The following is an 18179-nucleotide window of genomic DNA, read 5'->3' on the forward strand; positions in this document are numbered from 1 at the left end:
CACCGGATAAATGCGTCAACTCCGTGATTTTATCCTGTTTTTTGTACTGTTTATCTTCAAAGTGATTATTATGCAGGCAAACAAACGGATTTCATCAAAATATCTGCAAAAAGCAGTTGACGCTTTTGGCTGTAATCCGCATAATGCGCCCCGCAACGCCGATGAAGGTCACGCAAAAAAAAGATGGCTACGTAGCTCAGTTGGTTAGAGCACAACACTCATAATGTTGGGGTCACAGGTTCGAATCCCGTCGTAGCCACCATCTTTTTTGCGGGAGTGGCGAAATTGGTAGACGCACCAGATTTAGGTTCTGGCGCCGCAAGGTGTGCGAGTTCAAGTCTCGCCTCCCGCACCATTTCTCGTGACATTCGTTGTTGCCCATTGTATTTCCGGATGGGGTATCGCCAAGCGGTAAGGCACCAGGTTTTGATCCTGGCATTCCCAGGTTCGAATCCTGGTACCCCAGCCATCTTCCACTGAGTGGAAAAATGAAGTATGATAGGCGTCGTTTTTCAGGTGGGGTATCGCCAAGCGGTAAGGCACCAGGTTTTGATCCTGGCATGCCCTGGTTCGAATCCAGGTACCCCAGCCATATTTCTGAGAAACGGTTTTGTCAAAGCAGTAAAAGATGGCTACGTAGCTCAGCTGGTTAGAGCACAACACTCATAATGTTGGGGTCACAGGTTCGATTCCCGTCGTAGCCACCATCTTTTGGGGTATCGCCAAGCGGTAAGGCACTGGATTCTGATTCCAGCATTCCCAGGTTCGAATCCTGGTACCCCAGCCAAATTCTGAAAGCCCGTCTCTGACGGGCTTTTTGCTTTTCTGAATCCGGATAAATATTTCATTGCGCTCAATGTGCAACGCGCGACTGCAGGCAAAATCAACGAAAAGCATGCGCGTCAGGGATGACGCGCCTGAGCGCACACGGATGTGTTTACAGCGACTTTTCGTTTTTGACTGCTGTCCGCCATCCCCGGAAGCAGAAGAGAATCTCCCGCCCTGCCTGAATCAGTAATCAGACTCCCAGCGCATATTTCAGCGCCAGCTTTTTCAGCGGTATTGCACGTTGTGCCACCGTCAGTGCCAGGTTACGCAACGGCTGTAACCCCGGCAGGGTATTACTGAAAGTGAGATAAAACGCATCCATCCCGGCCTGCATCAGCAGGTTATCCGGACGGCGGCGGCGCTCATAACGTCTGAGAACAGACTCACTGCCCCAGTCCTCACAGCACTCACGCGCCGCAATCAGGGTATTCAGCAAAGTATCCGCATCACGGTAACCCAGGTTTACTCCCTGCCCGGCCAGCGGATTAATGGTATGCGCCGCATCGCCGATCAGCGCCAGACCGTCCTGTACATAGTGAGCGGCATGATGTCGCACCAGCGGGAAAGAACCGCAGGCCAGCGGAGTCACGTCTCCGAGGCGTTCAGGGAATGATGCGCGGATTTCCGCCTGCAGTTGCGGCAGCGGCAGTTTACTGAGCTGGCGGATCCGCGCTGGTGAGTCATACCAGACCAGCGAGGCATAAGAATCAAACAGCGGCAGAAACGCACGCGGGCCGGACGGGAAAAACTGCTGCCAGGTGATATCCTGCTGCTCACGTCCGGTATCAACGGTGATCAACATACAGGACTGACGATACTGCCAGCCGCGGCTGCCGATACCGGCCAGCGTTCTGACCTGTGATTTCGCACCGTCCGCGCCGATAACCAGACGGGAACTGATTACGTCGCCGTTATCAAATGTCAGCAACCATTCACCGGATTGCTTTGTCATACTCTGCAACCGTGCCGGGCACAGACAGGTGATCAGCTCATGAGCGGTGATCATCTCCCACAATGCCCGCTGCAGTACCGGGTTTTCCACCATATACCCCAGATCAGGTAACCCCAGGCTCTCTGCGGTAAAGGTCACTTCCGACCCCGGTTCCTCATACGTTTCCAGGGTGCGGTACGGCACACAACGCATGGCACGGACACGCTCCCATACCCCGAGACTCTCCAGTAACTCAGCTGACGCGCGGCTGATGGCGGAAATCCGCACGTCAGGGCGGCTCTGAGCATCGAACGGTGCCGGTGCCTGTAACTCAGCCACAGTGACACCAAAACCGGCCTGAGCCAGTCCCAGGGCTGTGGCGGCACCAATCATTCCCCCGCCGATAACGGTGACTTCAGAATGTGTTAACGGGTTATCCATGACATACCTATTCTAATACGTTGATTTTTTGTTCAATTGCCGTAAATTCACCGGGAAAGGTGAAGATCCGTGCTGCCGGGTCTGGTCACTGGTGTGTCAAATGACTACAATATCGACCATTGGTTACATCAAAACCTGATTGAATACACACAATGCTTTTCAGTGTTGCGGGTATTGTTTCACTGAAAACAGCGGATTGAGAAAATGTCGACGAGTAAAAAACTGTACATAAAAACCTGGGGCTGTCAGATGAATGAGTACGATTCATCCAAAATGGCTGACCTGCTGGAAAGCACCCACGGCTATACTTTAACAGACAATGCCGATGAAGCCGATATTCTCCTGCTTAATACCTGTTCTATCCGTGAGAAAGCGCAGGAAAAAGTGTTCCACCAGCTCGGCCGCTGGAAAAACCTCAAGGATGTGAATCCGGACATTATTATCGGTGTCGGAGGCTGTGTGGCCTCCCAGGAAGGGGATTTTATCCGCCGCCGCGCCCCGGCTGTGGACATTGTCTTCGGCCCGCAGACACTGCACCGCCTGCCGGAGATGATCAACAAACTCAGAGGCGACCGCAGCCCGATTGTGGACATCAGCTTCCCGGAAATCGAAAAATTTGACCGCCTGCCGGAACCGCGCGCCGAAGGCCCGTCCGCCTTTGTTTCTATCATGGAAGGCTGTAATAAATACTGTACCTTCTGCGTGGTGCCTTACACCCGCGGTGAGGAAGTCAGCCGTCCGTGTGATGATGTGCTGTTTGAAATCGCACAGTTAGCCGCTCAGGGTGTGCGTGAAGTGAACCTCCTGGGTCAGAATGTGAATGCTTACCGCGGCCCGGCGTTTGACGGCAGCATCTGCAGTTTTGCCGAGCTGATCCGTCTGGTGGCCGCGATTGACGGTATCGACCGCATCCGCTTTACCACCAGCCATCCGATTGAATTCACGGATGATATTATCGCCGTATATGAAGATACCCCGGAGCTGGTCAGCTTCCTGCATCTGCCGGTACAAAGCGGCTCAGACCGTATTCTGACCCAGATGAAACGCGCCCATACCGCGCTGGAATACAAATCCATCATCCGTAAACTGCGCAAAGCACGTCCGGATATCCTGATAAGCTCTGACTTTATCGTCGGCTTCCCTGGAGAAACTAATGACGACTTCGAAAAAACCATGCAGCTTATTGCAGACGTGAATTTCGATATGAGCTTCAGTTTCATCTACTCCCCGCGTCCGGGTACCCCGGCGGCTGATCTGCCGGATGACGTGACTGAAGAAGAGAAAAAACAGCGTCTGTACCTGTTACAGCAGCGGATTAACCAGCAGGCGATGAGCTACAGCCGCCAGATGCTCGGCACCACACAGCGTATCCTGGTGGAAGGCCCGTCCCGTAAAGACGTCATGGAATTATCCGGACGCACCGAAAACAACCGCGTGGTGAACTTTGAAGGCACCCCGGACATGATCGGCAAATTTGTGGATGTTGAGATTACCGATGTTTACACCAACTCACTGCGCGGCCGCGTGATCCGGACAGAAGATCAGATGAATCTGCGTATTCACGAAACCCCGGAATCCGTGATTGCCCGCACCCGTAAAGAAGACGAACTGGGTGTCGGCATCTATCAGCCATCCGTACACTAACTAACGATCACGCGCAGAATGACCTGCGCGTGAGAATACACAGAGAGATTCAGTGACAGAGACCTATATATCACCTTCACAGGTAGCAACACAGGAAATTTTCCTCGAACCAGCCGAAAATCAGCGTCTGCAAAGCCTCTGCGGTCCCTTCGATGATAACATCAAACTGCTTGAGCGCCGTCTCGGCACCGAAATCAGCCGCCGCGACAACCGCTTCCGGCTGACCGGCAAACCGCACTGCGTCAAAGCCGCTGCGGCTATCCTGCGCCAGCTCTATGTGGAAACTGCCCCGGTGCGCGGTGTGATCCGCGATATCGACCCGGAGCAGGTTCACCTGGCCGTGGCAGAAAGCCGTGTACTGGAACAGAGTGACGAACATGTGCCGGACTACGGCAAATCCGTCAATATCAAAACCAAACGCGGTGTGGTTAAACCACGTACGCCAAACCAGGCACAGTATATCGCCCACATTCTCGACCACGATATCACCTTCGGTATCGGCCCTGCCGGAACCGGGAAAACCTATCTGGCGGTCGCCGCAGCTGTGGTTGCTCTTGAGCGTCAGGAAATCCGCCGCATCCTGCTGACCCGCCCTGCCGTTGAGGCCGGTGAGAAACTCGGCTTCCTGCCCGGAGATCTCAGCCAGAAAGTCGATCCGTATCTGCGCCCGCTGTACGATGCGCTGTTTGAAATGCTCGGCTTTGAGAAAGTGGAAAAGCTGATTGAGCGCAACGTGATTGAAGTCGCGCCGCTGGCCTATATGCGCGGCCGGACCCTGAACGATGCCTTTATTATTCTCGATGAAAGCCAGAACACCACCATCGAACAGATGAAAATGTTCCTGACCCGTATCGGCTTTAACTCCAAAGCGGTTATCACCGGGGATATCACCCAGATTGACCTGCCGAACGGCAATAAATCCGGTCTGCGCCACGCCATTGAAGTGCTGGCGGATGTACCGGAACTGAGCTTTAACTTCTTCCACAGTGAAGACGTGGTGCGTCATCCTATCGTGGCAAAAGTGGTTATTGCCTATGAAGCGTGGGAAGCCGCAGAACAGAAACGCAAACAGATGCTGAAACAGCAGCGTGATGCCGAACGCGCGCAGGCGCAGCAGGAACAATCTCATGAGTAATCCGGTTCTTGATTTACAAATCGCCTGTGAAAACACAGACAACCTGCCCTCTGAAGCTCAGTTTCAGCGCTGGATTGACGGCGTGCTGCCGATGTTTCAGGAAGAGAGTGAAGTTACCATCCGCCTGGTGGATGAAGCGGAAAGCCACGAGCTGAACCTGACTTACCGCGGCATGGATAAACCGACCAACGTGCTCTCCTTCCCGTTTGAAGTGCCGCCGGAAATTGAACTGCCGCTGCTCGGGGATTTGATTATCTGCCGTCAGGTGGTGGAGCGCGAAGCCGCCGAACAGGAAAAAACCGAAGAAGAACACTGGGCGCATATGGTTATCCACGGCTGCCTGCATCTGCTGGGTTATGACCACATCGAAGACGATGAAGCAGAAGAGATGGAAGGCCTGGAAACGGAAATCTTAAAAAAATTAGGCTATTCTGATCCGTATATCACAGAAAAAGCGTAGTCAGCGATGCCGTTTTTATGCTACATAATACGGCATCTTTCATTAAATCGGGGAATGTAAAAAAACCGCCATGAGCGACGACCATCCATCGGGTAGTGATACACCGAACCAGAAAAAGGGTTTCTTTTCTCTGCTGCGCCAGCAACTGTTCCACGGCGAGCCAAAAAGCCGTGAAGACCTCGTTGAGGTCATCCGTGATTCCGAACAAAATGCACTGATCGATCCTGACACCCGCGACATGCTCGAAGGGGTGATGGATATTTCTGATCAGCGTGTCCGCGATATCATGATCCCGCGTTCACAAATTGTGACTCTCAAGCGCAATCAGACACTCGACGAGTGCCTGGATGTCATTATTGACTCTGCCCACTCCCGCTTTCCGGTGATCAGCGAAGACAAAGATCACATTGAAGGCCTGCTGATGGCAAAAGATTTGCTGCCGTTTATGCGCAGTGATTCCGAAGAGTTCAGTATTGATAAAGTGCTGCGCCAGGCGGTTGTTGTGCCGGAAAGTAAGCGTGTTGACCGTCTGCTTAAGGAGTTCCGCTCCCAGCGCTATCATATGGCGATTGTGATCGATGAATTCGGCGGAGTCTCCGGACTTGTCACTATCGAGGATATTCTGGAGTTAATTGTCGGTGAAATTGAGGATGAATACGATGATGAGGATGACGTGGATATCCGTCAGCTCAGTCTGCACTCCTATTCTGTCCGCGCCCTCACCCAGATAGAAGATTTTAACGACGCATTCGGCACCCGCTTCAGTGATGAAGAGGTCGATACCGTCGGCGGGCTGGTGATGCAGGCCTTCGGCCATCTGCCGACCCGTGGTGAAACCATTGAGATTGACAACTACCAGTTCAAAGTTGCGATGGCAGACAGTCGTAAAATTATCCAGTTACATGTTAAGATTCCGGACGATGCTCCAATCCCGTCTTTAGATGAAGATAATCTGACATGATAAAATCACCTCATGGTTTACGCCAGTGGCCGCATCTGCTGCTGGCACTGATTTTCGGGGCCGGCGGAACGCTGGCCTTTTCGCCTTTTGATCTCTGGTATTTCTCACTGCCCGCACTGGCCGCCCTGCTGCTGCTGACTCTCAACCGGACAGGTAAACAGGCCTGTGCTATCGGTTTCGCCTGGGGGCTGGGTTTATTCGGCAGCGGCGTAAACTGGGTGTATGTCAGTATCGCGGATTTCGGCGGTATGCCGGAAATTGCCAACCTGTTCCTTGTTGTCCTGCTGGCCGCCTATCTGGCACTCTATCCGATGCTGTTTGCCGGTCTGCTGGCCAAATGCTTCCCGCACGCCACTGTCTGGCGTCTGGTGATTGCCGCCCCGGCACTCTGGCAGCTTACTGAATTTTTACGCGGCTGGGTGCTGACCGGCTTCCCGTGGCTGGAATTCGGTTATACCCAGATTGACGGCCCGATGCGTGCACTGGCGCCAATCCTGGGCGTGAATGCCATCACCTTTCTGCTGATGGTGATAAGCGGGCTGATTGCCCTTTCACTCTCGCAGCGCCGTATCCGTCCGCTGATCCCGGCGCTGGTACTGCTGTTCGCGCCGTGGCTCGCCCGCAACTACCAGTGGTATCAGATGAACAACGACCCGACTCAGGTCGCACTGGTTCAGGGAAATATCGCCCAGTCCCTGAAATGGGAACAGGGCATGCTGGATAAAACACTGGGTATCTATCTCAAAGAAAGCCGCCCGTACTTCCGCACTGATACTCTGATTATCTGGCCGGAATCCGCTATTCCGGATTTTGCCGCCAGTCAGTCTGCGTTCCTGGATCAGCTCAACGGCCTGCTGACACTCAGCGGCGCACAGCTGATCACCGGTGTGGTGGATGCAGTTCCGAAAGCGGACGGCAAAGAATATGATGTTTACAACACCCTGATTGTGCTGGGTAATAAGAGCGAATACGACAGCCGGGATAAAAACCGCTATTACAAACATCACTTAGTGCCGTTCGGGGAGTTTGTGCCGCTGGAAGATTTACTGCGTCCGCTGGCGCCGTTCTTTAACCTGCCGATGTCCGCTTTCAGCCGCGGGGGTTATATCCAGCCGCCGCTGACCGCCGGGAAAATGACACTGACTGCCGAGATTTGCTATGAAGTGATCCTCGGAGAGCAGGTGCGCCGCAATATGACCGACAAAACCGGTGTGCTGCTGACCGCCTCCAATGATGCCTGGTTCGGCCGCTCCATCGGCCCGTGGCAGCATTTCCAGATGGCACGGATGCGTGCGCTGGAACTGGGGCGTCCGCTGCTGCGCGCCACCAATAACGGTATTACCGCTATTATTGCGCCGGACGGCTCTGTCACCGCGCAATTACCGCAGTTCACACAGGCTACCCTGAGTGCCACTGTAACCTCAGCGTCCGGTTTCACGCCATATTACCGTATGGGCACCTGGCCGGTCTGGGGTGCCACCGTTATCTTCCTCGGTCTGGCGCTGATAAAACGCAGAAAGAGTACAGAACGCGGTCTGCATTTTCGCTGATAAGAAAAAATTCCGCAGATAAAAAAATCCCGCCGTGATCACTCACGGCGGGATTTTTCATTTCAGACTGGTTATTTCGCCAGCCACAACCGTGCCATCATCCCCAACTGACTGGTCCAGCCGCTGGTGTAACTAACTATCTCCCCTTTGTGATAAATCACAAAAGTCGGCGTGACATTCACACCCCAGAGCTGAGAGATACGGCCATCCGGATCATTAATCACCGGAAAATAGTAACCTTTCGCTGCCATTCCTTTCGCCAGCCGGTCATCTTCACCGGAGCGGATAGCAACCGTCACCACATTGTAGCCAGACTCAGACAGCTCGCTGACTGACGGCGAGGTCAATTTGCAGATCCCGCACCAGGATGCCCAGAAGTAGACCAGTAACGGTTTTTCCGCACTCATCTGCGCAATAGACACCGGTGTGCCGTCTGTCAGTGTCAGCGAAGGCACCGTGTTTAAATCCGGTGCCTGCGGTTTGCGCCAGTAGTCCATCGCCTGTGACGCAATAAATAAAATCACCAGCAGCAGGAGAAATTCCTTTCCCCATCTGCGCAGTAACCGCATTATTTAACCTTAGCCAGCTGTTCCTTAATGATGGCATCCAGCTGTGCTTCATCCACGGCACCCGGCAGCATCACGTCACCAATCAGCGTTGCTGGGGTTCCCTGAACACCTAATTGTTCCGCCAGCATCATATTCATACGCATGGTATTCATACTGTTATCAGTGACTTTCACATCACCCGCTTTGGCGGTTTTCAGTGCACTGTTGATATCATCCTGAGTCAGTGCGGTTTTCTTCTGCATCAGGCGGTTATGCAGCGGTGCAAATGCTTCCGGCTTGCTTTCCCAGACAGAAAGTGCGGCACGGCTGGCATTCAGGGAGCTTTCCCCTTTGAACGGCAGCAGTTTGAAGACAACCGCCACGTCAGGGTATTTTTTCACCATCGCTTCCAGCTGCGGATCAAAACGTTTGCAGTACGGGCAGTTGTAATCGGTGAAAGACACGATGGTCAGTTTCGGTGATTTTGAACCGATACGCGGTGTGTACTTATCATTAAACAGCGCGTCAGCATTGGCTTTAACGGCATCTTTCATCTGTGCGGTCTGTTTTTCGGTCTGTTTCTGCTGAAGCGCCATAATCGCTTCTTCCAGAATTTCCGGGTTTTTGACCAGCGTGTCACGAACCAATTCACGCACCTGCGCTTCCTGGTCAGCGGTAAAAGCGGCCGCATGAGCTGTGGCGGTAAAGATAAGCGGAGCAATCATTAAAGCCGCGAGTGTTTTTTTCATGGTTCAATTCCTTGTGACTGATTTAACAGATGTAAGAGTGTTTCTTTATCCAGCAATGGTGACAAGATTTCACCATCAGGTAAAGCGGGGCCGTAAATCTGATTAAACGGTACTGCCAGATGCCCGCGCTTTTGTAAAAATGCATTAATATCCGGTGACGGTTTTGTCCAGTCCCCGCGCAGTGCGACAACATCCGGTTCACGGAGTGCGTCCTGAACATCATCGCGTAATAATACATTGTATTTGTTTGCTTTGCAGGTCACGCACCATTCGGCGGTCACATCCACAAAAACCCGTTTACCCTGAGAAAGCGCGGTGTTCACCGCCTCTTCCGTCAGCGGCTGCCAGTCCACCTGATCACTGACCAGGCTCTGCTGCCGGTCATCCGTCATATTGATAGCGGCCCAGATACCACCAGCCACCAGCAGTGCCACCAGTGCCGCAGATCCGCGCTTAATACCGGTACGGCGGAAAGCCAGCAGCGCAAGTACCAGCAGCACAACTGCCACCATCACCACAGCGGTTTCCGGCCCGGTGTGCGGGATCAGCAGACTGATCAGCCACAGTGCCGTAATAAACATCATGCCGCCCAGCACCAGACGCAGACCGTTCATCCAGCGGCCCGGTTTCGGCAGGGCTCTGGCAATTCCCGGAAACGCGGCGATCAGCAGCCACGGCAGGCTCATCCCCAGCCCCAGCGCGGTAAAAATCATCCACAGCTGTGAATACGGAGCCACCAGCGCAAACGCAACGGCGGTACCGAGGAACGGCGCGGTACAGGGGGTCGCCAGCAGCGTGGCAAACATACCTTCCATAAAGTGGCCGCGCATCCCTTTGCCGCCCGCTGTCGCCAGTTTTGTGGTTGCATTACTGCTCAGGCGGATAGAAAAAACACCGAACAGATTGGCACTGAACAGTAAAGTTACCACCACCATAAAGCCGAGGAACCACGGGTTCTGGAACTGAATTCCCCAGCCGACCGCACTTTGTGTCAGACGTAACAGCGACACCAGCGCCGCGAGGATCCAGAAGGAGACCATAATACCGGAGGAGGAAACCAGGAACTGGGTGCGGATCATCCGCTGTTCGCGGTTTTCCACATACAGCACAGAGCCGAGTTTCATCGCCAGCACCGGCAGAACACACGGCATAACGTTGAGGATCAGCCCGCCCAGCAATGCAAACAGCAGCAACATGATAAAGGAGGTATCACTGCCGGATGCGGCCGCAATATCGGGTCCGCTGCCGATCACCGTGGTGAGCGCCTGCGCTGCCGGGCCGTCTGTCACAACGACCGACAGCGGTTTTCCGTTCAGATCTGACGGCATTTCCCCCCAGTCATCCGTTACTTTAACGGTGGCAGTGAGATTATCCCCGGAAATCGTAAATGACGGGGCGGCAAAAATGGTTTCTTTATCCGCATTAAAAAACAGCTGCGGATCCTGCCAGCCGCCCGGGCGGTGCAGAACCATCGTCAGCGTCCCGCCGTTTACCCGGCTGCCGCCGGTGGTGATATCACCGCCGGTCTGCGGCACCTGCTGCATCGCCATCACATACTGACGGTCAAAATCGTCCGGCGCGGGTTCTGAGGTATCCAGTGAGACCGGATAATCGGTCAGGATACAGACATTACTGCATGTGGATAAGGTCAGTGTTCCGCTGAGCGCCGGCAGTGCCTGAGCCGCCGTGACTTCCAGCGGGAACACCACACTGCCGCCGTAGCCCTGGGTGGAGAGCCCGGCGACGTCAAAACGCTGAGGTGCGGGCCAGAACCACTGTGTTCCGGCGGAGGCCTCCTGCCATGTCAGTTCAGGAGCAACGCCCCCCTCTCCCGGCGACTGCCAGTAGGTTTTCCAGCCGGGTTGTAATTCAACCGCCAGCAGCAGACGCAGTTTTCCGTCTTTCCACTGATCTGATGTGACTCTGACACGGGCGTGATCATTGTGCGGCATTTCGGTCCAGCCGGTATCAGCCGCATGCACAGTGGTCAGCGTGAACAAAAACAGCACAAACGCTGTTAATACAGAACGCATAATTTTTTTCATCTCCGAATTAAGCAAAAAACCCGACAATACACAGATTGCCGGTTGCTAATCCCTCATCACACAGAAATGGAGATGCCTGCGCAGCCGCATCGGCGGGATATGCTGACGCCACGAGCGCGAACGGTAACGGACAGGAACTATCACCGAGGTCATGACGAAGAAAAGAAGGGCAAAAAAGAGAGGTTCTGCCGGGAACTGCGGCACGGTACTCAGCGACTTGGCGCTGATATCACAGGTACCACCGGGATTGGCGCTGCCGGTTTCCGTATCACTGAGCAGCACCGTGGTAGTAAAATCCGCAGACGGGCTCAGACTGATGCGCGGCGCACCAGACATCCGTTGTGTCAGACACAACAGGATAAAGAATAATGTGAAAAACAGCAGCAGATAACCCTGCCTGCGTTGCTTCAGCATAGCCCGCTCCCCGATAGTTACCGCCTATCTTACACAGCCTGCGATTTCAGACAACCGGATAACCATAACTTTACACATTTAACCGCAATATGATGTTACCGCCGCACAGCAGAATTGTTACAACAGCGGATTATGACACAATAGCACTTCCCGGCCATAAAAGCACCGCACTAAGCAGTAAAAAGCACCATTATCAGGTTAATAAACACACCATAACCAGCATATAAAACCAAACCAATTCAAAATACCATAATTTAATGTGAACACACGTTCCGGGTGTAACTTGCACATCTTTATCGGACAGAGTGAGATGGATCTCCCGATTTAAAACAAATTAACTTCCATTTATTAACAATAGTGTTCTATTTTTAACAATACAACCACAAGAGCAACACACGTCCTTATACCGTTTCCCGAAAAGGAGTTGTTTATGCGCAAGTTAGTTTTGTCTGTACTGGTCACCGGAGCCGCGCTTGCCAGTGCGGCGGTTTCTGCTGAAGAGCTGGCCGGTACACTGAAAAAAATCAATGACAGCGGCGTGATTGTTGTCGGTCACCGCGAATCCTCCGTACCCTTCTCTTATTATGATAACCAGCAAAACGTGGTCGGCTATTCCCAGGATTACTCCAACCATATTGTTGATGCAGTGAAAAAGACCCTGAATAAGCCGGATTTACAGGTCAAACTAATTCCGGTGACCTCTCAGAACCGTATCCCGCTATTACAGAACGGCACATTCGATTTCGAGTGCGGCTCCACCACCAACAACCTGGCCCGCCAGCAGCAGGCCGCTTTCTCCAATACTATTTTTGTGGTCGGTACCCGTCTGCTGACCGGTAAAGACTCCGGTATCAAAGACTTTGCCGATCTCGCCGGGAAAAACGTGGTGGTCACATCCGGTACCACGTCTGAAATGCTGCTCAACAAACTCAATGATGAGAAGCAGATGAAGATGCGCATTATCAGCGCCAAAGATCACGGGGATGCCTTCCGCACCCTGGAATCCGGTCGTGCTGTCGCCTTTATGATGGATGATGCCCTGCTGGCCGGTGAGCGCGCCAAAGCGAAAAAACCGGATAACTGGGTGATTGTCGGCACACCGCAGTCCGAAGAAGCCTACGGCTGTATGCTGCGCAAAGATGATCCGCAGTTCAAAGCCCTGATCGATAAAACGGTTTCTGATGCACAAACCTCCGGTGAGGCTGAGAAATCCTACACCCGCTGGTTCAAACAGCCGATTCCGCCTAAGAACCTCAACCTGAACTTTGAATTATCCGATGAAATGAAAGGGCTGTTCAAAGCGCCGAATGACAAGGCCTTTGAATAACCACCACGGCGGCTGACAGCCTGACCGGCTGCGCCGTCCGGACTGAGGATATAACTAAGACCGCCGCGCCCGCGTTCACAACTGACGCGGGCGCGGACGATAAACCACAGTCCGTTGCATGCAAACACACTGTCTGTCCGGTAACCACTGGTTATCCGTCTTATACAGGGAGTTCGTTCTTTTACCGGGAGCCGCGCTATGTCAGCTAACTGGGACTGGGGCATCTTTTTTCAGCCCGCCCCCTTCGGCAACACCACTTACCTCGGCTGGATCCTGTCCGGCCTGAAGGTCACTGTGCTGCTGTCAATCTGTGCCTGGATTATCGCCTTTCTGGTGGGATCCCTGTTCGGTATTCTCCGTACGGTGCCGAATAAGTTTCTCTCCTCGCTCGGCACCATTTATGTGGAAATTTTCCGTAATGTGCCGCTGATCGTCCAGTTCTTCACCTGGTATCTGGTGATCCCGGAGTTCCTGCCGTCGTCCCTGCGCGACTGGTTTAAAATGGATCTCGACCCGAATATCCAGTTCTTTATCTCCTCCACCCTCTGTCTGGGGCTGTTTACTGCCGCCCGTATGACCGAACAGGTACGTGCCGCCATTCAGTCATTGCCGCGCGGCCAGAAAGCCGCCGGGCTGGCGATGGGACTGACACTGCCGCAGACTTACCGCTATGTGCTGCTGCCGAATGCCTACCGCGTGATTATTCCGCCGATGACATCGGAAATGCTCAATCTGGTGAAAAACTCCGCCATCGCCTCCACTATCGGGCTGGTCGATATGGCCGCGCAGGCCGGGAAGTTACTGGATTATTCCGCCAGAGCCTATGAGTCCTTTACCGCGATCACACTCGCCTATGTCGGCATCAACGTTATTATTATGCTGGCCATGCATTTACTGGAAAAACGGGTGCGTCTGCCCGGGACAGGAGGCCACTGATGTACGAATTTGACTGGAGTTCGGTGATGCCGGGCATGCCGTTCCTGTTACAGGGGCTGGTTATTACGGCGAAAATCACGGTTACAGCGATTGTTATAGGCATCCTGTGGGGCACGATACTGGCCATGATGCGCCTGTCATCCATAAAGATTGTGAGCTGGCTGGCTGCCTTCTATGTGAACGCCTTCCGCTCCGTTCCGCTGGTGATGGTGCTGTTGTGGTTCTATCTGATTGTGCCTAACTTAGTCCAAAATGTTCTTGGCATATCACCAAAAACAGATATCCGTCTGATCTCAGCTATGGTAGCGTTTTCCCTGTTTGAAGCTGCGTATTATGCTGAAATTATCCGCGCCGGGATTCAGAGTGTGTCACGGGGACAAACATCCGCCTCACTCGCCCTCGGTATGACCAAAATGCAGACCATGCGTCTGGTGGTTCTGCCGCAGGCATTCCGCGCGATGATCCCGCTGCTGCTGACCCAGGGGATTGTCCTGTTCCAGGATACCTCGCTGGTGTATGTGCTCAGCCTGACCGATTTCTTCCGCACCGCCAGTAATATCGGTGAGCGTGACGGAACACAAATCGAAATGGTGCTGTTTGCGGGTGCGGTTTATTTTGTTATCAGCTTTGGTGCGTCAATGCTGGTTAATTATCTCAAGAGAAGGACTGTGTCATGATCTCCCTGAAAAATATCTCCAAATGGTACGGTCAATTCCGTGTCTTAACCGACTGCTCGACCGAAGTCAAAAAAGGGGAAGTGGTTGTGGTGTGCGGCCCGTCCGGCTCCGGTAAATCCACGCTGATAAAAACCGTTAACGGCCTTGAGCCGGTGCAGCAGGGCGAGATTTTCGTCAATGATATTCAGGTGAATGACAAACGCACCAACCTGGCGAAACTGCGTTCCAAAGTCGGCATGGTCTTCCAGCACTTTGAGCTGTTCCCGCACCTCTCCATTGTGGAAAACCTGACCCTGGCACAGGTAAAAGTGCTGGGGCGCGATAAAGCGGCAGCAAAAGAAAAAGGACTGAAACTGCTGGAGCGTGTCGGGCTGTCTGCCCATGCGGATAAATTCCCGTCCCAGTTGTCCGGCGGGCAGCAGCAGCGTGTGGCTATCGCCCGCGCCCTGTGTATGGATCCTGTCGCCATGCTGTTTGATGAGCCGACATCCGCCCTCGACCCGGAAATGATCAACGAAGTACTGGATGTGATGGTTGAACTGGCACACGAAGGTATGACAATGATGGTGGTCACCCATGAAATGGGCTTTGCCCGTAAAGTGGCGGACCGCGTGATTTTTATGGATGAAGGCAAAATCGTCGAAGACAGCAGAAAAGACGATTTCTTTGCTAACCCGAAATCCGATCGCGCCAAAGATTTTCTTGCCAAGATTCTGCACTGATGTTCTGACCGGCCGGTCACAGACCGGCCTTTCTTCTTCACTTTATCATTCCCCCGCTTTTTTCATCCCTTTACGCCCTTAACTGTTGTTCCCTCAGGGGCATATCGGCTATGCTAACGGGTCAGAAATTAACGAAACCCAATATTTTCATGCTGTCCGCCCGGTCTGGTCGTCAGTCCGTGTCCGGCAGTTCATCACCACAGGAATACCGGTGCCATGCAAGAACAATATCGTCCCGAAGACATAGAGCAACAAGTCCAGAGTCACTGGCAGGAAAAACAAACATTTAAAGTGACTGAAGATAACAGTAAAGAGAAATACTACTGCCTGTCTATGCTGCCATACCCTTCAGGACGACTACACATGGGTCACGTGCGTAACTACACCCTGGGTGATGTGATGTCACGTTACCAGCGCATGCTGGGTAAAAACGTTTTACAGCCGATTGGCTGGGATGCGTTCGGTCTGCCTGCGGAAGGCGCGGCGGTAAAAAACAATACCGCACCGGCACCGTGGACCTATGCCAATATCGAATACATGAAACAGCAGCTTAAAAAGCTGGGTTTCGCGTACGACTGGGATCGCGAAGTCACCACCTGTACGCCGGAATATTACCGCTGGGAACAGTGGTTCTTCACCAAACTGTATGAAAAAGGTCTGGCGTATAAGAAAACTTCCGCCGTGAACTGGTGTCCGCATGACCTGACGGTTCTTGCCAACGAACAGGTTATCGACGGCTGCTGCTGGCGTTGTGATACCCCGGTTGAGCGCAAAGAGATCCCGCAGTGGTTTATCAAAATCACCGCTTATGCCGAAGAACTCCTCAATGATCTGGATACGCTGGAAGACTGGCCGGAGCAGGTCAAAACCATGCAGCGCAACTGGATCGGCCGTTCCGAAGGGGTGGAAATCACCTTTGATGTCGCGGACAGCACCGAAAAACTGAGTGTCTACACCACCCGCCCGGATACCTTTATGGGTGTCACGTATCTGGCGGTAGCGGCGGGTCATCCGCTGGCACAGCAGGCTGCGCAGAACAATCCTGAGCTGAAAACCTTTATCGACGAGTGCCGTAATACCAAAGTGGCCGAAGCTGAAATGGCCACGATGGAGAAAAAAGGCGTGGCAACCGGTATGTTTGCCATTCACCCGCTGACCGGCGAAAAAGTCGCGGTCTGGGTCGCCAACTTTGTCCTGATGGAATACGGTACCGGCGCTGTTATGGCCGTTCCGGCGCACGATCAGCGCGACTGGGAATTCGCCACCAAATACGGTTTACCAATCAAACCGGTCATTCTGGGCGAAGACGGCAATGCACCGGACATCAGTGAAGCCGCAATGACCGGCAAAAACACCCTGTTCAACTCCGGTGAGTTCGATGGTCTGGATTACACCGCCGGTTTCAATGCAATTGCGGACAAACTGGTGGCACTCGGCGTCGGCGAGCGCAAAGTCAACTACCGCCTGCGTGACTGGGGAGTTTCCCGTCAGCGTTACTGGGGCGCACCAATCCCGATGGCAACCCTGGAAGACGGCACCGTGGTTCCGGTTCCGGAAGATCAGTTACCGGTTATCCTGCCGGAAGATGTGGTCATGGACGGCATCACCAGCCCGATTAAAGCCGATCCTGAGTGGGCAAAAACCACCATCAACGGCCAGCCTGCGCTGCGTGAAACCGACACCTTCGATACCTTTATGGAATCCTCCTGGTATTATGCCCGTTACTGCTGCCCGAACTATGACAAAGGCATGCTGGACCCGGCTGCGGCTAACTACTGGCTGCCGGTCGATCAGTATATCGGTGGTATCGAACACGCGATTATGCACCTGATGTATTTCCGCTTCTTCCACAAACTGATGCGTGATGCCGGTCTGGTGAACTCAAATGAGCCGGCGAAAAACCTGCTGTGTCAGGGCATGGTGCTGGCCGATTCCTTCTATTACACCGACACTGACGGCCACCGCGTATGGGTATCTCCGGAAGAAGCCATTCTTGAGCGTGATGATAAAAACCGTATCATCAAGGCAACAGATAAAGAAGGCCGCGAGCTGGTTCACACCGGCATGAGCAAAATGTCAAAATCGAAGAACAACGGCGTTGATCCGCAGATTATGGTGGAAAAATACGGCGCGGATACCGTTCGTCTGTTTATGATGTTTGCGGCACCACCGGAACTGACCCTGGAGTGGCAGGAATCCGGCGTGGAAGGCGCGAACCGCTTTATCCGCCGTGTATGGCGTCTGGTGTATGAGCATGTTCAGAAAGGCAAAACCGCGCCGCTGGATATCAGCAGCCTGACACCGGAACAGAAAGATCTGCGCCGCTCACTGCACAAAACCATTGCCAAAGTCAGCGATGACGCCGGCCGCCGTAAGCAGTTCAACACCGCCATCGCGGCGATTATGGAACTGCTCAATGAACTGCAGCGCGCACCTCAGGAAACAGAGCAGGATCGCGCACTGATGCAGGAAGCGCTGGATGCGGTTATCCGTATGCTGTCTCCGATTATTCCGCACGCCGGTTTCACCCTGTGGAAAGCGCTGGGTCATGAAACGGATGTGGATGATGCACAGTGGCCGGTCGCCAGCGAAGAAGCGATGATTGACGATACCAAACTGATAGTTATCCAGGTCAACGGTAAAGTCCGCGGCCGTATCACCGTTGCCGCCGATGCGGAGCAGGATGCGGTCATGGCGCTGGCCTCGCAGGAAGCGAATGTGGCGAAATACCTCGAAGGTGTGAGTGTTCGCAAAGTCATTTATGTGCCGGGTAAATTACTGAACCTGGTCGTAGGTTAATTTAAGGAGATA

At 53.4% G+C, this 18179-nt stretch carries 16 protein-coding genes and 6 tRNA genes; 17 read left to right on the forward strand and 5 right to left on the reverse strand.

What is annotated here, in order from left to right:
- Positions 1-10 precede the first annotated feature (10 nt).
- The 7 genes from ACSBQN_RS11250 to ACSBQN_RS11280 all read left to right on the forward strand — a co-directional run bounded on the left by ACSBQN_RS11250 (position 11) and on the right by ACSBQN_RS11280 (position 787).
- On the forward strand, positions 11-208 hold the full coding sequence (locus ACSBQN_RS11250; RefSeq protein ID WP_004235617.1) for a hypothetical protein: 198 nt from the start codon (positions 11-13) through the stop codon (positions 206-208).
- Positions 186-262, forward strand: a tRNA-Met gene (locus ACSBQN_RS11255). Before ACSBQN_RS11250 ends, ACSBQN_RS11255 begins: the two co-directional genes overlap by 23 nt.
- Before the next feature lie 8 nt (positions 263-270).
- Positions 271-355: transfer RNA gene (locus ACSBQN_RS11260), tRNA-Leu, on the forward strand.
- 39 nt (positions 356-394) lie between these two features.
- Positions 395-469 (forward strand) — tRNA-Gln (locus tag ACSBQN_RS11265).
- A gap of 48 nt (positions 470-517) precedes the next feature.
- Positions 518-592, forward strand: a tRNA-Gln gene (locus tag ACSBQN_RS11270).
- A 38-nt stretch (positions 593-630) separates the two neighbouring features.
- A tRNA-Met gene (locus tag ACSBQN_RS11275) sits at positions 631-707 on the forward strand.
- Between the two features lie 5 nt (positions 708-712).
- Positions 713-787 (forward strand) — tRNA-Gln (locus tag ACSBQN_RS11280).
- 231 nt (positions 788-1018) lie between these two features.
- On the opposite strand, the gene ubiF is transcribed toward ACSBQN_RS11280, so the two are convergent.
- Complete coding sequence (gene ubiF / locus ACSBQN_RS11285) at positions 1019-2200, reverse strand: 3-demethoxyubiquinol 3-hydroxylase (RefSeq protein WP_354632893.1); 1182 nt, start codon at positions 2198-2200, stop codon at positions 1019-1021.
- A 204-nt stretch (positions 2201-2404) separates the two neighbouring features.
- Between ubiF and miaB the strand changes: the two genes are divergently transcribed.
- The 5 genes from miaB to lnt all read left to right on the forward strand — a co-directional run bounded on the left by miaB (position 2405) and on the right by lnt (position 7950).
- Positions 2405-3844 carry a tRNA (N6-isopentenyl adenosine(37)-C2)-methylthiotransferase MiaB gene (miaB, locus tag ACSBQN_RS11290; RefSeq protein WP_024474172.1) on the forward strand — a complete coding sequence of 480 codons (1440 nt, stop codon included), beginning with the start codon at positions 2405-2407 and terminating at the stop codon, positions 3842-3844.
- A 52-nt stretch (positions 3845-3896) separates the two neighbouring features.
- Entirely contained in the window at positions 3897-4979 is a 1083-nt protein-coding gene (locus ACSBQN_RS11295; RefSeq protein WP_434991676.1) for a PhoH family protein, read from the forward strand.
- Complete coding sequence (ybeY, locus tag ACSBQN_RS11300) at positions 4972-5439, forward strand: rRNA maturation RNase YbeY (protein WP_004235613.1); 468 nt, start codon at positions 4972-4974, stop codon at positions 5437-5439. Before ACSBQN_RS11295 ends, ybeY begins: the two co-directional genes overlap by 8 nt.
- A gap of 70 nt (positions 5440-5509) precedes the next feature.
- Positions 5510-6400, forward strand: coding sequence for a CNNM family magnesium/cobalt transport protein CorC (corC, locus tag ACSBQN_RS11305; protein WP_004235612.1), 891 nt, complete (start codon positions 5510-5512; stop codon positions 6398-6400).
- Complete coding sequence (lnt, locus tag ACSBQN_RS11310; RefSeq protein ID WP_434991677.1) at positions 6397-7950, forward strand: apolipoprotein N-acyltransferase; 1554 nt, start codon at positions 6397-6399, stop codon at positions 7948-7950. The genes corC and lnt overlap by 4 nt, the downstream gene beginning before the upstream one ends.
- Before the next feature lie 71 nt (positions 7951-8021).
- Here the strand turns inward: lnt and ACSBQN_RS11315 are convergent, their stop codons facing one another.
- Genes ACSBQN_RS11315 through ACSBQN_RS11330 form a run of 4 tightly spaced genes read right to left on the reverse strand, consistent with a single transcriptional unit; the run spans position 8022 to position 11706 of the window.
- Positions 8022-8519, reverse strand: coding sequence for a protein disulfide oxidoreductase (locus ACSBQN_RS11315; protein WP_004235610.1), 498 nt, complete (start codon positions 8517-8519; stop codon positions 8022-8024).
- The gene (locus tag ACSBQN_RS11320; RefSeq protein ID WP_004235609.1) at positions 8519-9247 is read right to left on the reverse strand and encodes a DsbA family protein; all 729 of its coding nucleotides are present in this window, start codon (positions 9245-9247) and stop codon (positions 8519-8521) included. The genes ACSBQN_RS11315 and ACSBQN_RS11320 overlap by 1 nt, the downstream gene beginning before the upstream one ends.
- Positions 9244-11280 (reverse strand): protein-disulfide reductase DsbD family protein, encoded by a 2037-nt coding sequence (locus tag ACSBQN_RS11325; RefSeq protein WP_354632895.1) that lies wholly within the window; start codon positions 11278-11280, stop codon positions 9244-9246. Before ACSBQN_RS11325 ends, ACSBQN_RS11320 begins: the two co-directional genes overlap by 4 nt.
- Before the next feature lie 57 nt (positions 11281-11337).
- Complete coding sequence (locus ACSBQN_RS11330) at positions 11338-11706, reverse strand: copper-binding protein (protein ID WP_152696140.1); 369 nt, start codon at positions 11704-11706, stop codon at positions 11338-11340.
- Between the two features lie 424 nt (positions 11707-12130).
- Between ACSBQN_RS11330 and ACSBQN_RS11335 the strand changes: the two genes are divergently transcribed.
- From ACSBQN_RS11335 to leuS, 5 genes are all read left to right on the forward strand, one after another.
- The gene (locus tag ACSBQN_RS11335; protein ID WP_024474175.1) at positions 12131-13033 is read left to right on the forward strand and encodes a glutamate/aspartate ABC transporter substrate-binding protein; all 903 of its coding nucleotides are present in this window, start codon (positions 12131-12133) and stop codon (positions 13031-13033) included.
- Between the two features lie 198 nt (positions 13034-13231).
- Complete coding sequence (locus tag ACSBQN_RS11340) at positions 13232-13969, forward strand: amino acid ABC transporter permease (protein ID WP_004235603.1); 738 nt, start codon at positions 13232-13234, stop codon at positions 13967-13969.
- Positions 13969-14646: a glutamate/aspartate ABC transporter permease GltK gene (gene gltK / locus ACSBQN_RS11345; RefSeq protein WP_024474176.1), complete on the forward strand. Its 678-nt coding sequence runs from the start codon at positions 13969-13971 to the stop codon at positions 14644-14646. The genes ACSBQN_RS11340 and gltK overlap by 1 nt, the downstream gene beginning before the upstream one ends.
- Complete coding sequence (locus tag ACSBQN_RS11350) at positions 14643-15368, forward strand: amino acid ABC transporter ATP-binding protein (RefSeq protein ID WP_004235601.1); 726 nt, start codon at positions 14643-14645, stop codon at positions 15366-15368. Before gltK ends, ACSBQN_RS11350 begins: the two co-directional genes overlap by 4 nt.
- Before the next feature lie 216 nt (positions 15369-15584).
- Entirely contained in the window at positions 15585-18167 is a 2583-nt protein-coding gene (leuS, locus tag ACSBQN_RS11355) for a leucine--tRNA ligase (RefSeq protein ID WP_354632896.1), read from the forward strand.
- The last annotated feature ends 12 nt before the right edge of the window (positions 18168-18179 follow it).

Source organism: Morganella sp. B601, from assembly GCF_051172335.1.
GTDB classification, from domain to species: Bacteria; Pseudomonadota; Gammaproteobacteria; order Enterobacterales; family Enterobacteriaceae; genus Morganella; species Morganella morganii.

Excerpts from the sequence above, each read along its gene's own strand:
- ACSBQN_RS11250 (WP_004235617.1), top strand. The coding sequence starts at position 11 with ATGCGTCAACTCCGTGATTTTATCCTGTTTTTTGTACTGTTTATCTTC.
- ubiF (WP_354632893.1), bottom strand. The coding sequence starts at position 2,200 with ATGGATAACCCGTTAACACATTCTGAAGTCACCGTTATCGGCGGGGGA.
- miaB (WP_024474172.1), top strand. The coding sequence starts at position 2,405 with ATGTCGACGAGTAAAAAACTGTACATAAAAACCTGGGGCTGTCAGATG.
- ybeY (WP_004235613.1), top strand. The coding sequence starts at position 4,972 with ATGAGTAATCCGGTTCTTGATTTACAAATCGCCTGTGAAAACACAGAC.
- corC (WP_004235612.1), top strand. The coding sequence starts at position 5,510 with ATGAGCGACGACCATCCATCGGGTAGTGATACACCGAACCAGAAAAAG.
- lnt (WP_434991677.1), top strand. The coding sequence starts at position 6,397 with ATGATAAAATCACCTCATGGTTTACGCCAGTGGCCGCATCTGCTGCTG.
- ACSBQN_RS11315 (WP_004235610.1), bottom strand. The coding sequence starts at position 8,519 with ATGCGGTTACTGCGCAGATGGGGAAAGGAATTTCTCCTGCTGCTGGTG.
- ACSBQN_RS11320 (WP_004235609.1), bottom strand. The coding sequence starts at position 9,247 with ATGAAAAAAACACTCGCGGCTTTAATGATTGCTCCGCTTATCTTTACC.
- ACSBQN_RS11325 (WP_354632895.1), bottom strand. The coding sequence starts at position 11,280 with ATGCGTTCTGTATTAACAGCGTTTGTGCTGTTTTTGTTCACGCTGACC.
- ACSBQN_RS11330 (WP_152696140.1), bottom strand. The coding sequence starts at position 11,706 with ATGCTGAAGCAACGCAGGCAGGGTTATCTGCTGCTGTTTTTCACATTA.
- ACSBQN_RS11340 (WP_004235603.1), top strand. The coding sequence starts at position 13,232 with ATGTCAGCTAACTGGGACTGGGGCATCTTTTTTCAGCCCGCCCCCTTC.
- gltK (WP_024474176.1), top strand. The coding sequence starts at position 13,969 with ATGTACGAATTTGACTGGAGTTCGGTGATGCCGGGCATGCCGTTCCTG.
- ACSBQN_RS11350 (WP_004235601.1), top strand. The coding sequence starts at position 14,643 with ATGATCTCCCTGAAAAATATCTCCAAATGGTACGGTCAATTCCGTGTC.
- leuS (WP_354632896.1), top strand. The coding sequence starts at position 15,585 with ATGCAAGAACAATATCGTCCCGAAGACATAGAGCAACAAGTCCAGAGT.